Here is a 19,313-nt window from a genome sequence, read left to right as displayed (position 1 = left end):
CTCTCTCCTCTATAGTGAAGCACCAACTATGAGCACTAAAACCGCCAATTCTGAGTCACAAAAGACTCGGGCCGGACGCCCTGCACGCCTAAGCTTGGCCGACTGGATGCCGAAAATTGTTATGGCACCAACGGTGATCATGACCCTAGTTTGTATATACGGCTATATGATCTGGACAGCCGTATTGTCTTTTACCAATTCTCGCATGCTGCCGTCTTATAAATTTGTCGGCCTAGATCAGTATGAACGCCTCTTCAACAATGACCGTTGGATGGTAGCATTAACCAATTTAGGCGTGTTCGGTAGCTTATTTATCGGTATCTGTTTGTTCCTTGGCGTCATGTTAGCCATTTTCTTGGATCAAAAAATTCGTGCCGAAGGCGCAATACGTACCATTTATCTTTACCCTATGGCGATCTCTTTCATCGTCACAGGTACCGCTTGGAAATGGCTGCTTAACCCAACCAACGGTCTAGAAAAGCTCATCATAGACATGGGGTTTGAAGACTTTAAATTCGACTGGTTAATCAACCCAGATATGGTGGTCTACTGTTTGGTTATTGCGGCTGTATGGCAAGCTTCTGGTTTCGTCATGGCCTTATTCCTAGCGGGTCTTCGTGGCGTCGATGGTGATTTAATTAAAGCCGCTCACCTTGATGGCGCAAGCACCTTTACCACGTATCGCCGCATTATTTTGCCCTCGTTGAAACCTGTTTTCTTCAGTGCACTGGTCATCTTGTCGCACATTGCGATTAAGAGTTTTGACTTGGTGCAAGCCTTAACCAATGGCGGCCCAGGTTATGCCTCCGAGTTGCCTGCAAACTTCATGTACACCTACACCTTTACCCGTAGCCAAATTGGTATGGGCTCAGCATCCGCCATGGTCATGCTAGGTTGCGTTCTGGCGATTTTGGTCCCTTATCTGTACTCAGAATTGCGAGGTGAACGCCATGAGTAATATTGCTAACAAGCGCCAAACCTCTGGCGTCGATAAAATCTTACGCGTGGCCTTATACACGGTACTGCTTATCATGGCGGCCGTCTATTTACTGCCCTTTATCGTGATGCTGATTACCTCATTAAAAGACGTTGAAGAAATTCGTACCGGCACTTTACTGTCTCTACCGGCTTCACTGCATTTTGACGCTTGGGCGAAAGCCTGGTCTGGTGCTTGTACTGGTAACAGTTGTGGTGGTATTTCGCCTTACTTCTTGAATTCGTTCCAGATCGTTATTCCTGCGGTGCTTATTTCGACCCTATTGGGCGCGATCAATGGTTATGTGATTTCTCTGTGGAAATTTCGTGGTAGCGACCTGTTCTTCGCCGCCTTGTTGGTAGGTTGTTTCATTCCTTTCCAAGTTATCTTGCTACCAATGGCCCGTACTTTGGGTTTATTAGGCATTGCAAATACGACAACGGGGTTGGTCTTTGTTCACGTAGTTTATGGGGTTGCCTTTACAACTCTGTTCTTCCGTAACTTCTACCAATCGATTCCGAGTGAACTCGTCAAAGCGGCACGTCTTGATGGCGCAGGCTTCTTTACCATTTTCTATCGCATTATTTTGCCCATATCGACCCCCATCATAGTGGTGACCATCATTTGGCAGTTCACGCAAATCTGGAACGACTTCCTATTTGGCGTGGCCTTCTCTGGCTTTGATACCCAGCCCGTCACTGTCGCTCTTAATAACTTGGTGAACACCAGTTTTGGCGGTAAAGAATACAACGTAGACATGGCCGCGGCGATTATCGCAGCGCTACCGACATTGGCCGTCTATGTGTTCGCAGGAAAATATTTCGTTCGCGGCTTAACCGCTGGCGCCGTAAAAGGTTAATGGCCGTTAAACAGCCTATGAACAGTACTCGCGCCTATTTATTTTTCATTGCGCGAGTCACTCAAACAACAGAATTTGGAGCAAAACATGGCAAGTCTAGTCATTGATAACGTAAAAAAGCGCTACGGCAGTGTGGAAGTCTTAAAAGGCATTAATATCTCGATTGAAGCAGGTGAATTCCTGATCTTAGTTGGACCATCGGGTTGTGGTAAATCCACGCTGATGAATTCCATCGCAGGTTTGGAAGATGTGACAGAAGGGCGCATTTTAATCGCCGATAACGATGTGACATACACCAGCCCAAAAGACCGTGATATTGCCATGGTATTCCAATCCTATGCCTTGTACCCGAACATGACGGTAGAGCAAAACATCTCTTTCGGTTTAGAAATGCGCAAAGTGCCAAAAGAAGAACGAGAAGCAGAAGTGCAGCGCGTTGCAGAAATGTTACAAATCAGCCATTTGCTGAATCGTAAACCCGGCCAACTGTCTGGTGGACAACGTCAGCGTGTTGCCATGGGACGTGCCCTAGCGCGTCGTCCTCAGCTTTACTTATTTGATGAACCGCTTTCTAACCTAGATGCCAAGCTACGCGTAGAAATGCGCACAGAGATCAAAAAACTGCATAAAAAACTGGGTACAACAATCGTTTACGTAACCCACGATCAAATTGAAGCCATGACCTTGGCTGACCGCATTGCCGTAATGAAAGATGGCGAAGTTCAGCAACTAGGTACACCACAGGAAATTTACGACAACCCAGAAAACCTGTTTGTTGCCGGCTTTATGGGCTCACCTGCGATGAACTTCATACCAGCGAAAGTTATCGAACAAAACGGCACGCCCATGTTGGAACTTGCAACCAGCGCGACTGTCGCCTTGCCCTTCCCAAAACCAGAGTCACTTGCGCCTCACCTAGGAAAAACCATCTTACTTGGCTTGCGTCCAGAAATGATCACCGAACCTCAGCCCCATAAAGAAGGCCAAGAGTTTGTTATCACCACGGATGTAGAGGTAGAAGTCACTGAACCTATGGGCGCGGACACCATGATTCTGACCCGTGTTAACGATGCTGAAATCAACTGTCGCTCTAATCCTGCGTACCCAGCAGAAGCCGGTTCAATCATTAAAATGATGTTTGATACATCCAAAGCCGTGGTGTTTGACCAAGCAACAGGCGAACGCTTGGATAAGTAAGCGATTTATACCTTTACCTACCGAACCATTTAACAATGCCGATCAAGAATTTATCTCTTGATCGGCATTTTTTTATAAAAACAGATCGAATCTTGCACAAATGGTCAATTTTTTTCCATAGTCTCTCGAACTTGTCACAAATATGAGATACATTTTCATAGCGATTATCGGAAGTGCTCCCTCATAAATGCACTCGATTAAAGAATCGACTAACTAAACAAATATTACACCCAAGGAATCAAACCATGAAATCAACACAGCGTTTTATCACGCACCTTGCTGTCTCTGGCGTTGTATTAGCCATTGCCGGCTGTTCAATGATGGGGCCAAAACAGCCTGACTGGAAAGTAGACGAAGAATATCGCGTCACTATTTTGCACACCAATGACCATCATGGTCGTTTCTGGCAAAACAGAAGAGGCGAATACGGCATGGCAGCACGTAAAACCTTGATAGACAACATCCGCGAAGAAGTCGCCCTAGAAGACGGCAACTCTTTGTTACTATCTGGCGGTGACATCAACACGGGGGTTCCTGAGTCGGACTTACAAGACGCAGAACCAGACTTCCGTGGCATGAACATGCTGAAATACGATGCCATGGCATTGGGTAACCATGAATTTGATAACCCAATCTCGGTATTGAAAAAGCAACACGACTGGGCAGGCTTCCCTTTCCTATCGGCCAACATCTTGGATAAGAAAACAGGCAAGCCCCTGTTTGATGCTTACAAAATTTTCCAAGTTGACGATCTAAAAGTGGCGGTTGTTGGTTTCACCACAGACGACACAGTTAAAATAGGTAACCCAGAATACCTTGAAGGCATCGAAATAAAATCCCCTATCGAAGTCGCAAAAACCTTGATTCCCAAACTACGTAAAGAAGCGGATCTTGTTATCGCGGTAACTCATATGGGTCACTACGACAATGGTAACCACGGTGGTAATGCACCAGGCGACGTCACCTTGGCTCGTACCGTTCCCGGTATCGATGTGATTGTCGGTGGTCACTCGCAAAACCCATTATTCAAACCTGATGAGCAAAGCGGCACCTTGATTCTACAAGCTCACGAGTGGGGCAAGTATGTTGGTCGTTTAGACTTTATCTACAAAAACGGCGCCATTGTTTGGTCTGAATACAAACTGATTCCGGTTAACTTGAAGAAAAAAGTCAAAGGCGCGGATGGCAAATCTAAGCGTGTCTTTATTGAAGACGAAATTGCGCAAGACCCTGACATGCTGGCCATGCTAACGCCTTTCCAAGAAAAAGGTCAGGAAGAGCTGAATGTCGAAATCGGCTTCTCAAATGGCGACTTCATCGGCGAACGTAAAGTTGTTCGTAGTCAAGAAACCAACCTAGGTAACTTAATTGCTCATGCCATGAAAGACAAAGTGAAGGCGGACATCGGCATCATGAACTCTGGCGGTATCCGTGATGACATGGAAAAAGGCGTGCTGACGTATAAGAGCGTATTGAAAGTTCAACCTTTCGGTAATGCGATTTCTTACGTAGACCTTAACGCCGCTGAATTAACCGACTACCTATCTGTTGTTGCCGCGAAGCAAGCGGGTACAGGTGCATTCGGTCAGTTCCAAGGCGTGTCTTTGACACTCAAAGGCGACAAGGCAACCAACATCATGGTGAACGGTCAGCCACTGGATGCCGGTAAAACTTACCGTGTTGCCGTCAACAGCTACGTTGCAACAGGTGGTGATGGTTACCCTAAAATCACCGACAAGCCTAGCTACGTCAACTCAGGCTATGTGGATGCCGATGTGTTAGTGGAATACATTCAAAACAACTCCCCACTTAAAGTCGAAGACTTTGCTGTGACGGGTGCGGTTAAACGCTAATCACGATCAGCTAAAACACGATTAAAAAGCCCCGATAGACAGCATGCTATCGGGGCTTTTTCATGGCTTAAACGATTAATAGGTTACACTAAAAAAGCCTCATTGCTTTTTATAACTCAACGTCCACGTCAGTGGCTTAGGCAGCTTTTCAGATTCTAACTTGGTGGTATAAAGCAATTCGTTATCGCTCACCTGCTGCCAAGTGTTGGTACGTATACCTCGCTCTGACTCTAGAATGGTGATCACAGAATCACTGGTTTCCTTAAAGGTTCCCATGATTTCGATCTCTTCGTCATCGACCTTAATTACTTCGCCTTGCGCAGTCACAGAAATGGTATCGGCCTCAATGTCATCACACTGCCACATGAATTGATCAGGCGTCGAACTCAGTTTCCAGTCTTGGCAGATTTGTGTTTGTTTTTTCAATACAGGACGCGCTAATGCACGAATGAAAAAGTTCATCTCTTTCACCACGCTTTCTACCGCTTCATCGAGTTGAGCTTGCGTGTTATCGGCATTTTGTAAATGCCATACACCATCAATATCAGCGGCAGCCGCATTCATGCTGATAGAAAGCGCCATCGCCATGGTTAATACCGTCTTTTTCACAAATCACCTCATTATTGTTGTTTTTATGCAGTGATTAAGTTTCGTACATGACATAAGTAAAACGCAAGAACAATTTAAGCAGAAATAACCAATACAAATATCAAAGAAAATAGGAAAGAAACGCCTACAAACAAAAACGCGCATAGACCAAAATGCCGATGCGCGAATAGCAAGCCAGAGCAGGCTTAAAAAGACAAAACCTTAAATGTTAATTATTGACCCAGTAACGCCACACGCTGTGCGTCCATAATTTCCGTAATACCCTTGCGCGCCACAGCCAACATGCCAGCCATTTGCTCATCGGTAAAGGCCGCACCTTCTGCAGTGCCTTGTACTTCAATGAAGCCACCTTGGTCATTCATGATCACATTCATATCGGTTTCGGCATTAGCGTCTTCTGGGTAATCCAAATCTAAAACAGGAACGCCTTTGTAAACGCCCACAGAAATCGCTGCGATTTGCGCAACAATCGGGCTTTCTTTTACCTTCTTCTTTTCAACCAACACACGCATAGCATCGGCCAAAGCAACAAAACCACCGGTAATAGACGCCGTACGCGTACCACCGTCGGCTTGAATCACATCGCAGTCAATCGTAATAGTATTTTCGCCAAGCTTTTTCAGATCCACCGCAGCGCGCAACGAACGACCGATCAAACGCTGGATCTCAACCGTACGGCCACCTTGCTTACCACGCGCCGCTTCACGATCCATACGGCTACCTGTAGAGCGAGGCAACATACCGTATTCTGCTGTGATCCAGCCTTGGCCTTTGCCTTTTAAGAAACGAGGAACACCATGAACCACGGTTGCAGTACAAATAACCTTAGTATCGCCACACTCAATTAAAACGGATCCTTCCGCGTGTTTAGTAAAGTTACGTGTAATTTTAAGAGGACGTAACTGATCTACTGCTCTGCCACTTGGACGCATACTTGCTCTCTCTATTGGTCGTCATAAAAGACGCAATTATAACGAACCCAAATAAAATTGCGCGCCCTTTCCCTGTGAAATACTTGTCTATGAGGTACACTAACGCCTTTATTTTTTTATCTCTTTATTCGATAGATAGGTAACCCTAATGACAGCAAGCATGACCGCATTTTCACGCCAAGAAGCCGTATACGACTGGGGCTCAATCAGCTGGGAAGTTCGCTCCGTAAACCAGCGTTACCTAGAGCCGAGCTTTCGCCTTCCTGAAAACTTCCGTGAGCTTGAATTTGCTTTTCGTGACGTGCTGCGCAAAAAACTCAACCGAGGCAAACTGGAATGCCAACTGCGCTTCCAAGCCGTCGATAAAGCCGCGACCAGCCTAACCATCAATACGGACAACGCCCAAGCCTTAGCCAACGCGGTTAGCGAACTGGGCACTTGGTTTAAAGACTTAAACCCAGCAGACCCGCTGGACATTCTAAAATGGCCGGGCATCTTAAGTGACGCTGGTACCGATGCGGAACTGATGAAAAAAGCCGTCATAGACCTGTTTAACAAAAGCGTGGAAGAACTCATCCAAGTGCGCCTGCGTGAAGGAGAACAGCTTGAACTCATCATCGAACAACGCCTAGACGCCATCGACGCCATCGTTGTAGAAGTACAAAGCAAACTGCCAGAGATCATCGCCGCGCAAAAGCAAAATCTCATCGACAAACTAGAAGCCGCCAAAGTTGACCTAGACCCCATGCGCGTTGAAGCGGAAATCGTATTACTGGCACAAAAAGCCGACGTCGCCGAAGAACTCGACCGACTCGCGACCCACACCAAAGAAGTACGCCGCCAGCTCAAACAAAAAGGCCCCATCGGCCGTCGCCTCGACTTTCTCATGCAAGAACTCAACCGCGAGGCTAATACGCTTTCCTCTAAATCCATCGTGGTGGAAACAACACAAAGCGCGGTGGAATTAAAGGTGTTGATTGAACAAATGAGAGAGCAGATTCAGAATATTGAGTAATAAGCTTGAAAAGCTTACATTTTAAGGCAAACTTTAGATAATAAATGAAGCACTGAATAGGTAAATAAGATGGTATTACAAGAGCAACTGAGCCAAGAAATCCGCTTGCTAATGCCCAATGCTAGGCTCATTTACCTGTTTGGTTCTCAAGCAAGCGGCCAAACTAACCAACACAGCGATATTGATATCGCGGTGTTGATGGCCCATAAAATAGACCCTATTGTACGCTTTGATATTCAGCAAACTCTCGCCATAAAATTCGACCAAGACATTGACCTTGTTGATCTTTTAAGCGCCTCCACCGTATTACAAAACCAAGTCATTCAACATGGCATTTGCCTTTTCGGAAGCCAAGAAGAGCAAGACAAATTTGAAATGCAGGTTCTTTCCATGTATCAGCGTTTAAACACAGAAAGAGCAAACATCTTAAAGGGCTACTCAAAATGAACGATGCCATCATTAACAAGCTTGCCGCCATTGAACGTTGCCTAAAACGCATACAAGACGTTTACCAAGAATCAAAAGATCACTTTGAAACAGACTACACCAGTCAAGATTCTATTATCCTGAATTTACAAAGGGCCTGTGAAGCCTGTATCGATGTCGCTAACATTATCAACAAGCACCATAAAACAGGTGTGCCGCAAAGTGGCAGAGACAGCTTTGAATTGATGAAAAAAGCGGGGTTATTGTCTGCACCATTGTCCGAAAACCTGCAAAAAATGGTCGGTCTTAGAAACATCGCCGTGCATGATTACCAAACGCTCAACCTAGAAATAGTCAAACATGTAGTGGAAAACAAACTTCATGAATTCACAGACTTTATTGAAGAGGTGAAGGGCCTTTAATAGCCATTAAGTTGATCTGGTTTAATGTTACTCTGACCCGATTTATTCGAATATTGAGTGATATTTTAAGCAACACCAGAAGGAAATCTACACTTTCATGCGCATAAATATGTAAATTGTCTCATTTTTATGCGCATAAAAATGTAAAGTGAGTTATGTTATAGGCCGTTAACAATCTTAATTGGCGAGAAATGACAATGCAGCGTACCTTACTGAACGCCCTAATAGCATGGAAAAACCAACCTGTGCGCAAGCCATTATTGATCGATGGTGCAAGACAAACTGGTAAAACCTATCTGCTACAAGAGTTGTTTGGTAACACCTTTACCAACATCCTTCGTATCGACTTTCTTGAAAATCCCACCTACAAAGAAGCGTTCAACGGCTCACTGTCACCTGATGAGCTATTAATGAACATTGAGCTGTTGACCAATCAGGCGTTTAACCCAGAAACCGATCTGCTGATATTAGATGAGATAGGCGAATGTGAACGCGCCGTTACCTCACTAAAGTATTTTGCTGAAAAAGCACCTTCCTATTTTGTCGCGGCAAGCGGCTCAAACATTGGTTTGCTCAACACCTTTCCTGTTGGCAAGGTAGAACAATACAATTTACGACCGCTGACCTTCCAAGAATTTATTTACGCATCCAACGAGCAAGCACTGATCAAAGCATTTGATAGCCAAGCAAGCACACCGGCGGTGCACACTAAATTGATGGATAAACTAACCGACTACTTTTTTACCGGTGGTATGCCGGAAGCCGTTTCTGCTTGGTATCAGTTTAAAGATTCAAGCATTTTAGAGCGGGTTGAAAAAGTCACAAAAATTCATGCCGATTTAGTTGAAGGTTATCGCCGCGATTTTGGTAAGTACGCAGGTAAGGTGGACGCCACACTGATTGAATCTGTGTTTAATAGCATTCCAGCGCAGCTATCACTTGTCAGCGATGAGTCCGTTAAACGTTTTAAATTTAAGCATGTGCATGAGCGGAAATCTCGTTATAGCGACTTTGAAACCGCCATCCATTGGCTTAACTGCTGCCGCTTATCCTTGCCGAATTACCCTATCGAAGGGTTGCCGAAATCACCTCTGGCGGCCTATAAAAAAGACAATATGGTCAAGCTTTTTTTGTTTGATGTAGGCCTACTCAATCATATGCTGGGTAGCAGTTATAAGGAGATCAAACATCAAAACTACGAATACAAAGGGTATGTGGCAGAAAACTTTGTGCAACAAGAACTCACCGCCATTGGCGTTAACCCAAGTTATTCATGGAATGACGCCCGCGCCGAAATCGAATTTATTCTGGCGACAGATAAGGGAGAAATTGTTCCAGTTGAAGTAAAAAGTGGCAAACGTACAAGAGCTAAATCGCTGGCATCCTACATTGAAAAATGCTCACCAAATAAAACCTTTAAGTTAACTGGCACACAAGGTTCATCAGCACTTGAGCAGACCAATATCGTGATGCCGTTGTATTTCACCCAGTATTTACCACAGAGATGGTAAAATGCAGTTTGTTTTGTACCGTCGCGAAAAACGTTTACGTGGTCGGTGCGCTCTTATTGTAATCAATACTGGTGGCGTAAATGTCGGTGATCTTCTGGTAAAACGCCGTTCAGAAAGACGAATTTCACGAATTTCTTCCAGCAAGTGTTCAAAGTAATCTTCGCCCAGAAAACTGCCATTCTCCATGCGTGCTTTATCAATCACATAACCCTTGATAGCAAACTCACGCAACACCTGAGTCGCCCACTGACGGAACTGCGTGGCTCGCACAGAATTAACGCGATAACCCACAGAGATAATGGCATCTAGATTGTAATGCTGCGTATTATAATTTTTACCGTCAGAAGCAGTTATCCGAAATTTCCGGATAACTGCTTCTTCATTGAGTTCGGCTGACTGAAAGATATTTTTTAAATGCTCACTCACCGTTCGCACATCAACATCAAACAACTCGGCCATGAGTTTTTGAGTCAGCCAAACAGACTCTTCTTCATAACGCGCCTCTATGCTCTGCTCACCGGATTGCCCAGTAAAGATCAAAAACTCAGCGGTGCTATTACGGATCAATTTAGTGGGCATAGTTCTCTCAACATCTTTATCTACTCGCATATTTGTCTTAATGCTAGGTTATCTTAAACATACGCAATCTTTAACAAACGTTACCTAAACAAGAAGTGCCGCGTTTTCTTGCTTGCGTTGAGCAAGTATTTTCTCTATCGCTAATATGGTTGTCTTGCTGATAGCTTGTTGCTCAGCAAGGTATGCAAACTGGCTAATAGCCTCCACCACTTCTTGAATACATTGCTGCGCTTCCTTCCAAGTAGCGAAGCCTGCACTGGCTGCCAGCTTTTGCATCACTTTGAGTGGCGGCGCTTTGCCGTATCCAGCAAAGGCAGTAGCGTGTTCATTAAAGGGATGAGGGCTGAAGGTCACATCGTAAAAAGGGGCGAGTTGCCAACTACCATCATCGCCTTGTAAAAAGGCCCAGTTTTTACTGTGGTCATCTTGGTTAGCTGCAAATAAGTTAAAGATTGCACGGCGAAATTGAAGTTGCCCAGCTGCAGGTGACTTACACAACTGGCGACTGGCTTTAATGAGGTCGCTATAATCTAAGCTAGGGCTGCGAAAGTCAGCGTCGAATAGGCCACAGGCACTGTGCATATGTAAGCGTCCTGCACTTTGTGAATGATGATCATCCACATGAATGAGCCGCTCTTGTCTATTAGGTAAGTAATCAAAACGCTTTAGTGCTAGCCAAGCTTTTGCACCACTGTTTGTTGGTGCTTCAATTAACTGCCAAATCGGTGGTTGGCATTTTGCTTGCTCAGCCATTTGTAAATAAACCGCTTCACACAAACCTTCTTCATGGCCCAATGCCAAGTTCTTCGAAGTAAACTTCACCAACCATGCTTCATCACCAGCCTGTGCATAAGTGCGGCATTGCGTCGCGTCTCCAGCAGGCATATAGATTTGTGCTTTAGGCCGAGCACCACCGGAGCTTCCGACTGCGACCAAAGTTGCTAACACTTCCTGAGTGCTACTATCTAAATCGTCCGTCTCTTTATAGTCAAGCACGGATTGGTCAAACAAGGTTTGTGCTTCTAAGCCGAGTGTTGTCAAATCAATATCGGGTCGCTGACCTAATGAAAGCTCTGACACAGGCGTAAAGGACAACGCCCCCATTCCTTGCTGCCCAACAAAAGCCAGCCGATCCATCGCTGTCACTTGCGCAGGCAAAATACCTTGTTGGCGGAACACACGGTCTTGCAACAACAACCCCCAACCATCGGGAAGGCTATCTCCAAAAACACCATGAATACCCAGATGTGGTTCTTTCGGTGCCTGCTGTAATTGCCTGTCCGCTTGTAAAGTAAAAGGGGATAAGTTGCCAAACTTGCTTATATAATTTTCGTCGTACTGAAAGAACACCCCTTGGCGGTTTTGAGCCAATACGCCCACCGATACCATTTCACCCGTTGTGAGAGTGCGTTGAACATTCAGTTTTTGAATGGATTTAAAACTCATCTTTTAGCACCTCTTCTATACTGGTCGGTAAAGAGGGATGATCTGTACTTGCTTGTGTCAGCAGGTAAAGCCGGTCAAGTGAATCCAACGATTGCCATAAAAGCAGCAGCTGGCGCAATGAAATTTGTCCTGTGAGTTCAAACTTTTTTATGGTCGAAGCAGGTACACAACTGCGCTGGGCAAGCGCCTCTCGCGATAGCTTCTCTTGTTTGCGTAAGCCACGCAGATGAGTAGCAAAAGCTTGGCTAACATCTGTGTCATCTAACAGTGAAAATTTCATACACAACCTAATTGGATACAATAATATCCATTATAGTCATATTTCTCTATATATGGATACTACTGTATCCATTATCATGCACATAACAAAAACTCAGCGGTGCTATTGCGGATTAGTTTGGTGGTCATGAGTTTTCTCAAAGTTCTTATAGGTATCTACTTGCCCTGATTTTTCGTTTCTTAAAAAATGATGGATAAACTACCCCACAGCCAACTTCGCAGCTTGTTTCCACATAAAGCTTGGCATAGCTTGCTGTAGCCGCCATGTGATACTCATTGGCTGGCTACCAGTATGAGACACGTATTTCACTTCGCCAAAGTTAACAAAACCCATCGTGCGGCCATTCTCGTCTTTGCTTTGTTCTCGAACAAACAAGAAGATTCGCTTTCCATTTTTATTCTGTTCAATGTAACTCAAACCCTTTCCTTTATCAGGCCTAGCGCTATTCTGAGATTGCCAATGAAATAAATGCTCGTTGATAGCATAGTCGTGATACATAGTCGTCGGGGAAAACTGCTTTTCACTCTTGTTAAGTGTAACGAACAACATCTCAATGTTATCGGCTTTAATTTCTAAAACACCTTCCCGAGCAGAAGAACGCTTTTCAAATGTTGAAGCGCCAAAGCCCACTAATATCTGCTCACGTGTGTAGCGAGCATGAGAGTTTAATGGATTAACCTTCATATTTAGCATGGGGAACTCTTGATGATGGATGCGGTTTATCAAAATAGTTAACACATCCAGCAACTCAGCTCTAAGAGACTCATCATCAAGCGCCTTGAGGCTTACTTGCAGTGAAGAAAAATCCATTTCAACACCGCTTTTCTGCCAAAAATCGTAATGACACATGAGTGCCATTCGTTTATCTAACTTGGCATTTAACACAAATTTATTCTGGCATAGCTCTCGTAAAAAACTCAAATAGCGGTACGAATCGCAAACCAAAAATCGTGTATCAATTGCTCGTTTATATACCGTTTGCAACTCAACATTCTCCGGTTCCCGTACTTCATGTGCATTTGCTTCGTTTACCAAAGCAGTCCAACTACTTTTCTTATAAATATCTTCAAGACTAACTTGAGGATAAATTTTGAGGAAGTTTTCCAAGGATAAAGACAGTGTAGAGTTCTGCTCAAATTGCCGGATCATGCCTAAAAGGCGTAAACGGTTCACACTAGCTTGACGAATATTCTGTAGCACCAACTCTTGCGTGCGCTTAGTTAACTCAATACGACAACCTAATGGTGCATGAGGGAAGTCTTGCTGAATCTCAGTACTAATTGATTGATTCGTCTTCCCAATTAACGAGCGAAATTTATGCGAAAAATCATACTCTGCCCGTGAATTACCAACAAAGTCCAAGACAGTGCAACACTCTTTCCCATCCGATAATCGTAAGCCTCGCCCTAACTGCTGAAGAAAAATCGTCAGACTTTCTGTTGGTCGTAAAAACAGTAAAGTATCTACTTCGGGAATATCGATACCTTCGTTAAATATATCCACTACGAATAAAATATTAATCTGACCAGAACGCAGCAATTGCTGTTTAGCTTGGCGCTCTTGGCTATTGTCTGATGTTAAAATATCGCACGATAAACCTTTAAGTAAAAACTGCTTACACATATAGCTCGCATGCTCTTTACTAACGCAAAAAGCTAACGCTCTAATCCGACTTCCATGGGTCACTATTTCATGCAAGCTCTGATAAATACGATCAACACGTTGTTGATTATGAGTATATAGATTAGTTAATTGTGCAATATCGTAGCGACCATTGCGCCAGCTAATCACTCTTAAATCCGTGTCATCATCAATAGCAAAATATTGAAATGGACATAAATGACGATGATTTATCGCTTCAGGAAGGCGAAGTTCAGCAGCAATCACACCGCAAAAATCTCTCAAAATATCCGAGCCATCATGTCGTTCTGGTGTGGCAGTTAACCCAAGTAGAATCTTAGGTTTAAAAGCGGCAAGTATTCCCCGATAGCTCGGTGCAGCAATATGATGCACCTCATCAATCACAACATAATCATAATAGGCAGTGTCTAAGCGTAAATTGTCGAGCTGATTATTCAGAGTTTGCACTGACACAAAAAGCTGTTTGTAATGATCTGGCGTAATACCATTGACCCATAATTCACCAAACTGGCTATTCCTCAGCACACCTCGATAGGCAAACAAGGCTTGCCTTAAAATTTCTTCACGGTGAGCCACGAATAAAAAAGTAGCATTAGGTTTTTCTTTTAAAAAACGGTAAAAATCAAACGCCGAAATCAGTGTTTTTCCTGTTCCTGTCGCAGCAACAACAAGGTTTCTCCATCGTTGATGTACGCTACGCTCAACTAACAATTGCTCAAGGATTTCTTGCTGATGTACGAAGGGTTTTATATCAAAATAATGTTGTGATAGGTCATCGCTAACTACGCGAGCCAGCTTTAAAGCTTTATGAAGCTTTTGCTGGCTCTCTATTTTCCCATCAAACAATTCAAATTCGTCTGATTGCCAATAAGTATCAAAGGTACTAAGAGACTTATTGATAATATGCGGTATTTCTTGAGACGTGATTTTTAAGTTCCACTCAAGACCACTTGTCAGTGCAGAATGCGACAGATTAGAAGAACCTATATAACCCGTATGAAACGAGGTATCGCGTAGGAATAAATAACTTTTCGCATGCAAACGTTCTTGTTTAGTATTGTAGCTAAGCTTTACTTCTGTATTGGGTAGACTTGCCAAAAACTCTACCGCTTTCGCATCTGTTGCTCCCATGTACGACGTTGTGATAATTTTGAGCTCTCGGCCACTTCGAGTAAACTCCTCAAGCTCCCGTCTAAAAATGCGAATGCCAGTCCACTTGATAAAGGACACCAACCAGTAGATTTTATCGGCGGAGAGAATTTCTCTTTTCAGTTCAGATTCAAGAGATAACCCAGCATTGCTCCCACAAAAAAGCTCACTTTGAGCCAATCCGGTTAGGGGAAAAATGTCTTTGGTATATTGCTTCAGATTCGCCGCAATAGGATTTTCTAATTCATACAAGGCAGTAAGAATTCTGCCTCGACAATCAAGCAGGTTTTCATCAATGAAATCATCGTCTTGAAGTCTCTCCTTAAGCCACAACATTAATTGGTTAGCAAAGTGGATTTGTTCTTGCAGCTGATCATCACCAGATGGAATGGAATTTACCGCGAACTCCAAAATACGACTCAAAAATCGAGAAAGCCAAACGCCCGCCTCACTAGCTTCAAGCTGTCGCTCACCAATATAAAAGGATTGTTTATCTAACCGCGAAGAAATCAGCTGAGTGATCAACTGTTCATAAATGCCAACTTGCTGCATAGGTGACTCATAATCCTTTGAATGATGTAAATGTATCTAGACTATTAAAACAGGAAGACCAATTAAAGCCCCCCGTCAACTACTCCCCAACCTCTCTAAGCAAACCTTCTCCACCAGCCCTTTAAGCTCAGTGACTTGTTTGGCTAGGTAGTCAAGTTCTTCTTCAGTGATTTCGTAGTGTTCGGAATAGCGGGCGTCTATGTAGGCCCGTTGCAGGCGGCGGAAGCTTCGGCGGTTGAATTTGTTGCCCATGGGGAAGATGTCGGCGAAGGCGATGTCTTGGTTGGCGCAGTAGTGTTTGAGTTTTTCTATGTTGTGGGTTTTCGGCAGGTAGTTGGTGCACACTAATAGAGTGCAGGATAAAAAACGTTCCGTAGCTTGATGAAGCATAAAAGCAGCTTCCGCGATGTCACCATCCTTAAAGAAGTTGTGAAAGCCTTTCAGAAACGTAGAAGCGCTTTTAAACCATTGATTGTAGTGCTTCTGGGCGATCTCGCGGTGTTCGTCTGCGGTCAAGTCCCCCGGTAGCACCAGATCTTTCTTACTGTCGTTATAGAGTAAAATGCCTTGTTCACGTATGTCTTTGAAGAAGTACTGGCCCTGTTTCAGCCAGTCGTTCACTTCGATCAGGGTGTGGACGATCAAACCCAGTGGGGCACTTTTGACTTTGCGGTCTATGCGTTCTTCCGCTCGCATCCACATTAGGTCTTCTTCCAGTAAATAAGCCTGATTGACGATCACCAGAATGTCGTAATCCGACACATAGCCATTCGGCACATCATTTACCCAACCGCCCTTGGCGTGGCTGCCAAAGAGGATGATTTTCTGAATGCGCGAGTCTTTCTTGCTGCCTTGTTTTGCCACTGTGTGTTCTTCCAGCGTATCGCGTAGGATCAAAGAGATCTGCGCAAGCTCCTGCTGTTTGTACTCGGGAAGATGGTCCAATGAGGTTTTCATTTTTACCCTTAGCGTCCTTTTGAATTCACGGAAGTAGGAAGAACAATGGGTTAGTCTGGCGGGAAGCGACAAAAATGTCCATGCTTTGTCTTATTCGAATAGGTATTCAAAACCGCTTTCACTATTAATAAGGTGCGTTTCACATCAAGCCGTTGAATGAGCGCAAGAGCCATTGCTCAACACCTCTTCAATAACGTGGGCATGATGGCTGCATTGCTTTTGTTCTGCGTTAAGGCAAGAAATCGCGATAGATCGTCTAACCAAAGCAGCCATAGCTGGCGAAAGAACATTGGCTCGGTTACGAGCTTTTTGATGGTCGGAGCCTTAACACCACTATGCGCTGTACCATGTCAGGCACTATCTCAACCTATTGGATAAGCTGCTAATTGTTGATCCGCCCATCATCGAGCCCTCAAAACATCAGCCTTGGAAGGGTTAACTAAAAATAAGACAAAGGGCTTATAACGCTGAGAAATTAATTTTCACATTATTTAATAGCAGCATTCTAATTCCCGCTCTGTTTGCTATATTTTAATAATGGCTTGTTTAGTCAACGATGTTGCTTTTTCACCTAATGAAGTCTTTTCGTGATCCACTAAACTGTCAATTGACTCTAAGCCTGTTTTCGTTTCTAGCTCGCTTTCTACCCCTTCGAGGCGGTCTTTTTCTGCTTCAAAACGAGCTTTTTCATGATCCACTAAACTGTCAATTGGCTCTAAGTCTGTTTTCGTTTCTAGCTCGCTTTTTGTCCCTTCGAGACGATCTTTTTCTGCTTCAAACCGAGCTTTTTCGTGATCCACTAAACTGTGAATTGGCTCTAAGTCTGTTTTCGTTTCTAGCTCGCTTTTTGTCCCTTCGAGACGATCTTTTTCTGCTTCAAACCGAGCTTTTTCGTGATCCACTAAACTGTCAATTGGCTCTAAGTCTGTTTTCGTTTCTAGCTCGCTTTTTGCCCCTTCGAGGCGGTCTTTTTCTACTTCAAAACGAGCTTTTTCATGATCCACATCCACCATTCCGTCAATGGATACCAAGTCTTTTTTCGCTTCTAGCTCGCTTTTTACCCCTTCGAGGCGATCTTTTACCGTTTTGACATGGTCTTTTTCCGCGTCAAACCGAGCTTTTTCGTGGTCCATCACATTTTTGATTGGCGCGAAGCCTTTTTCCAGTTCAATTCGGTCTTTCTTGGTAGTCTGTATAACGCCTTCGACCTCTGAATATAATTTATTCATCGGAATTATCTTTATGCAGGCCTTATACAATAAAAAAAGTAATAACCCCGGCATGATCAATAAATCAAAAATATTAAGGGCAATACTCGTAAAGACGTGCTTGGATACCATAGACACTTTATGAGTGACGTGTTTGCGCGATATTGACTTTAAGTAATGCAAACTGCTTTCAGCATGGTCTTTAAAGCTGCTGCTTTTTTTGGTAGAGGTTAATTCATCGTGTGTCTGTTGTAGCGACGAGGAGATACTGTGTCTTTTTTCTTGCGTTAGTGCTTGGCTAACCAAGGAGGAAAGGTGAATACTGTAGGGTAAAGCAATATGACCCAACAAAAACAACACCACCATTACCTTACCAACATAATGGGCTTTTGATGAAATACTCTTGGGCATCAAAAGCAGATGCGTTAGGTAATATAAAATGCTAGTCAGTATGGTCAGTTTAAACAAAAAAGGGCTGACCCAGTAGGCAAGCGTATCGAGTAAGGCCAATATCTCTATCGCCGCTAACGATACGATCTGAACGCCAACACCTTTTTCCAACAGCATGGCAAAACTGTGCAACATATTGCCAATATCAACATTAAAAGAAGCAAAAAAAGAAACACCAACTGTCGAGCTACGTGCGATTTCTGTGGCCGCAAGTAATTCTGTAAAATTAAGAATATCGGTTGTCGCCAGTACACGGACGTTACTAAGATAGCTTTGGTTATGATGGTACAATGACGCCATATTCAACCACTCAGCGACAAAGGCCAATTGATTAAAATGTAGCAATAAAACAAACGCTACCAATAAAACCAGTTTTATAAGAATGGTTTTATTGCTATCAAGATAGTGCTGTATGTGTTTAAAAAATCCATGTTCAGCCAATGTCTTCGCCTCGTAAATGCTTATTTTTTGTGCAGCGGATAGCTGTTAACCCATCTTCACCGGTCATAATCACATCAAGATCGACTGGCCCCGATATACCATTAACACGGCCTTTTTCACTGTATTGCCATAAGGTTAATTTTTTAACTTTTGCTGGCGCATCCATTTTTTGGGCATAATCAGCCAGCCAAAATACATGTTGATCAAAATTTGGACCAATATCGAGATCCCAAAAACTTCTATAGGAATAAATAATCGGTAAACAGCCAGTAGCGGCCTGCACTTTATCTGAAAATATTTTTAATCTTTTTCTAATTTCTACTGGGTCTTGATCTTTTGTGACTTCAACATCAACCATTGGAGATAAGTGAGGCGAATAAGCAGATACTTGCTGAATAAAGTTTTCTGCTTGTTTTTCTGGGTCATCTTCGGCTTCAAAAAAGTGGTATGCGCCATATAAAAGTGTTGTTTGCTTACTTAGAATTGCCATGTGCTGATGAAATGTTGGATCCGTATAGGTCATGCCATCGGTGGCTTTTAAATAAACAAAACCCACATCCGTCTGCATGATTTTTGCCCAATCAATCTCACCTTGATCATAAGAAACGTCGATACCATGTATTGGTTTCGTGTTTGCGCCAACATGCTGAGCGTATTGCTCGGCTAGAGATTTATGTGTCTCAGGCAATGTAGAACCATTAAATGTCGGGCGAAATAATATAAATACGATTAAAATCGCCAAAGGTAGGTATTTTTTATACTTATTAAATTGCTCTTTCATAACACCTTTTAAGCCTCAAAAGAATGTAT

Annotated in this window: 18 protein-coding genes; 8 read left to right on the top strand and 10 right to left on the bottom strand. The window is 43.6% G+C overall.

Translation table 11 applies throughout. The features are described from left to right. Positions 1–28: 28 nt before the first annotated feature. The 4 genes from I8J31_RS02145 (at position 29) to ushA (ending at position 4,885) form a co-directional block, all read left to right on the top strand. Positions 29–958: a carbohydrate ABC transporter permease gene (locus tag I8J31_RS02145; RefSeq protein ID WP_199466540.1), complete on the top strand. Its 930-nt coding sequence runs from the start codon at positions 29–31 to the stop codon at positions 956–958. Then, the gene (locus I8J31_RS02140) at positions 951–1,835 is read left to right on the top strand and encodes a carbohydrate ABC transporter permease (protein WP_199466538.1); all 885 of its coding nucleotides are present in this window, start codon (positions 951–953) and stop codon (positions 1,833–1,835) included. Before I8J31_RS02145 ends, I8J31_RS02140 begins: the two co-directional genes overlap by 8 nt. Before the next feature lie 87 nt (positions 1,836–1,922). After that, positions 1,923–3,032: an ABC transporter ATP-binding protein gene (locus tag I8J31_RS02135; protein ID WP_199466536.1), complete on the top strand. Its 1,110-nt coding sequence runs from the start codon at positions 1,923–1,925 to the stop codon at positions 3,030–3,032. Between the two features lie 245 nt (positions 3,033–3,277). Continuing rightward, the gene (gene ushA / locus I8J31_RS02130; RefSeq protein ID WP_199466534.1) at positions 3,278–4,885 is read left to right on the top strand and encodes a bifunctional UDP-sugar hydrolase/5'-nucleotidase UshA; all 1,608 of its coding nucleotides are present in this window, start codon (positions 3,278–3,280) and stop codon (positions 4,883–4,885) included. 99 nt (positions 4,886–4,984) lie between these two features. On the opposite strand, the gene I8J31_RS02125 is transcribed toward ushA, so the two are convergent. Together I8J31_RS02125 and rph are read right to left on the bottom strand one after the other, a co-directional pair. Beyond that, a complete protein-coding gene (locus I8J31_RS02125; RefSeq protein WP_325101159.1) occupies positions 4,985–5,494 on the bottom strand; it encodes a hypothetical protein in 510 nt (169 codons plus the stop codon). 212 nt (positions 5,495–5,706) lie between these two features. Beyond that, positions 5,707–6,426: a ribonuclease PH gene (rph, locus tag I8J31_RS02120; RefSeq protein WP_199466532.1), complete on the bottom strand. Its 720-nt coding sequence runs from the start codon at positions 6,424–6,426 to the stop codon at positions 5,707–5,709. A gap of 148 nt (positions 6,427–6,574) precedes the next feature. On the opposite strand from rph, the gene I8J31_RS02115 reads away from it, so the two are divergent. The 4 genes from I8J31_RS02115 to I8J31_RS02100 all read left to right on the top strand — a co-directional run bounded on the left by I8J31_RS02115 (position 6,575) and on the right by I8J31_RS02100 (position 9,800). Further along, entirely contained in the window at positions 6,575–7,441 is an 867-nt protein-coding gene (locus I8J31_RS02115; RefSeq protein ID WP_199466531.1) for a YicC/YloC family endoribonuclease, read from the top strand. 69 nt (positions 7,442–7,510) lie between these two features. After that, positions 7,511–7,888 (top strand): type VII toxin-antitoxin system MntA family adenylyltransferase antitoxin, encoded by a 378-nt coding sequence (gene mntA, locus I8J31_RS02110; RefSeq protein ID WP_199466530.1) that lies wholly within the window; start codon positions 7,511–7,513, stop codon positions 7,886–7,888. Beyond that, complete coding sequence (hepT, locus tag I8J31_RS02105; protein WP_199466529.1) at positions 7,885–8,289, top strand: type VII toxin-antitoxin system HepT family RNase toxin; 405 nt, start codon at positions 7,885–7,887, stop codon at positions 8,287–8,289. Before mntA ends, hepT begins: the two co-directional genes overlap by 4 nt. A gap of 197 nt (positions 8,290–8,486) precedes the next feature. Beyond that, positions 8,487–9,800 carry an ATP-binding protein gene (locus I8J31_RS02100; protein WP_199466528.1) on the top strand — a complete coding sequence of 438 codons (1,314 nt, stop codon included), beginning with the start codon at positions 8,487–8,489 and terminating at the stop codon, positions 9,798–9,800. Here the strand turns inward: I8J31_RS02100 and I8J31_RS02095 are convergent. The 8 genes from I8J31_RS02095 to I8J31_RS02065 form a co-directional block, all read right to left on the bottom strand. Next, positions 9,783–10,379 carry a virulence RhuM family protein gene (locus I8J31_RS02095; RefSeq protein ID WP_233402530.1) on the bottom strand — a complete coding sequence of 199 codons (597 nt, stop codon included), beginning with the start codon at positions 10,377–10,379 and terminating at the stop codon, positions 9,783–9,785. The two genes, I8J31_RS02100 and I8J31_RS02095, sit on opposite strands and share 18 nt — an antisense overlap. An 84-nt stretch (positions 10,380–10,463) precedes the next feature. After that, positions 10,464–11,825 carry a type II toxin-antitoxin system HipA family toxin gene (locus I8J31_RS02090; RefSeq protein WP_199466527.1) on the bottom strand — a complete coding sequence of 454 codons (1,362 nt, stop codon included), beginning with the start codon at positions 11,823–11,825 and terminating at the stop codon, positions 10,464–10,466. Then, positions 11,815–12,105 (bottom strand): helix-turn-helix domain-containing protein, encoded by a 291-nt coding sequence (locus tag I8J31_RS02085; RefSeq protein ID WP_199466526.1) that lies wholly within the window; start codon positions 12,103–12,105, stop codon positions 11,815–11,817. The genes I8J31_RS02090 and I8J31_RS02085 overlap by 11 nt, the downstream gene beginning before the upstream one ends. Positions 12,106–12,303: 198 nt before the next feature. Then, the gene (locus I8J31_RS02080; protein WP_199466525.1) at positions 12,304–15,447 is read right to left on the bottom strand and encodes a DEAD/DEAH box helicase; all 3,144 of its coding nucleotides are present in this window, start codon (positions 15,445–15,447) and stop codon (positions 12,304–12,306) included. Between the two features lie 75 nt (positions 15,448–15,522). Next, a complete protein-coding gene (locus I8J31_RS02075; RefSeq protein WP_199466524.1) occupies positions 15,523–16,404 on the bottom strand; it encodes a HEPN domain-containing protein in 882 nt (293 codons plus the stop codon). A gap of 50 nt (positions 16,405–16,454) precedes the next feature. Beyond that, positions 16,455–16,577, bottom strand: a complete 123-nt coding sequence (locus tag I8J31_RS20990) for a hypothetical protein (protein ID WP_267905877.1) — start codon at positions 16,575–16,577, stop codon at positions 16,455–16,457. A 351-nt stretch (positions 16,578–16,928) separates the two neighbouring features. Beyond that, positions 16,929–18,503 (bottom strand): hypothetical protein, encoded by a 1,575-nt coding sequence (locus I8J31_RS02070; protein ID WP_199466523.1) that lies wholly within the window; start codon positions 18,501–18,503, stop codon positions 16,929–16,931. Beyond that, the gene (locus tag I8J31_RS02065; protein WP_199466522.1) at positions 18,496–19,284 is read right to left on the bottom strand and encodes a glycoside hydrolase family 25 protein; all 789 of its coding nucleotides are present in this window, start codon (positions 19,282–19,284) and stop codon (positions 18,496–18,498) included. Before I8J31_RS02065 ends, I8J31_RS02070 begins: the two co-directional genes overlap by 8 nt. Between the last annotated feature and the right edge of the window lie 29 nt (positions 19,285–19,313).

The organism is Marinomonas transparens (genome assembly GCF_016463975.1).
In the GTDB taxonomy this organism is placed as follows: Bacteria; Pseudomonadota; Gammaproteobacteria; order Pseudomonadales; family Marinomonadaceae; genus Marinomonas; species Marinomonas transparens.
The sequence above is the reverse complement of the archived record's forward strand: the minus strand, read 5'-3'. Positions and strand labels throughout refer to the sequence as shown.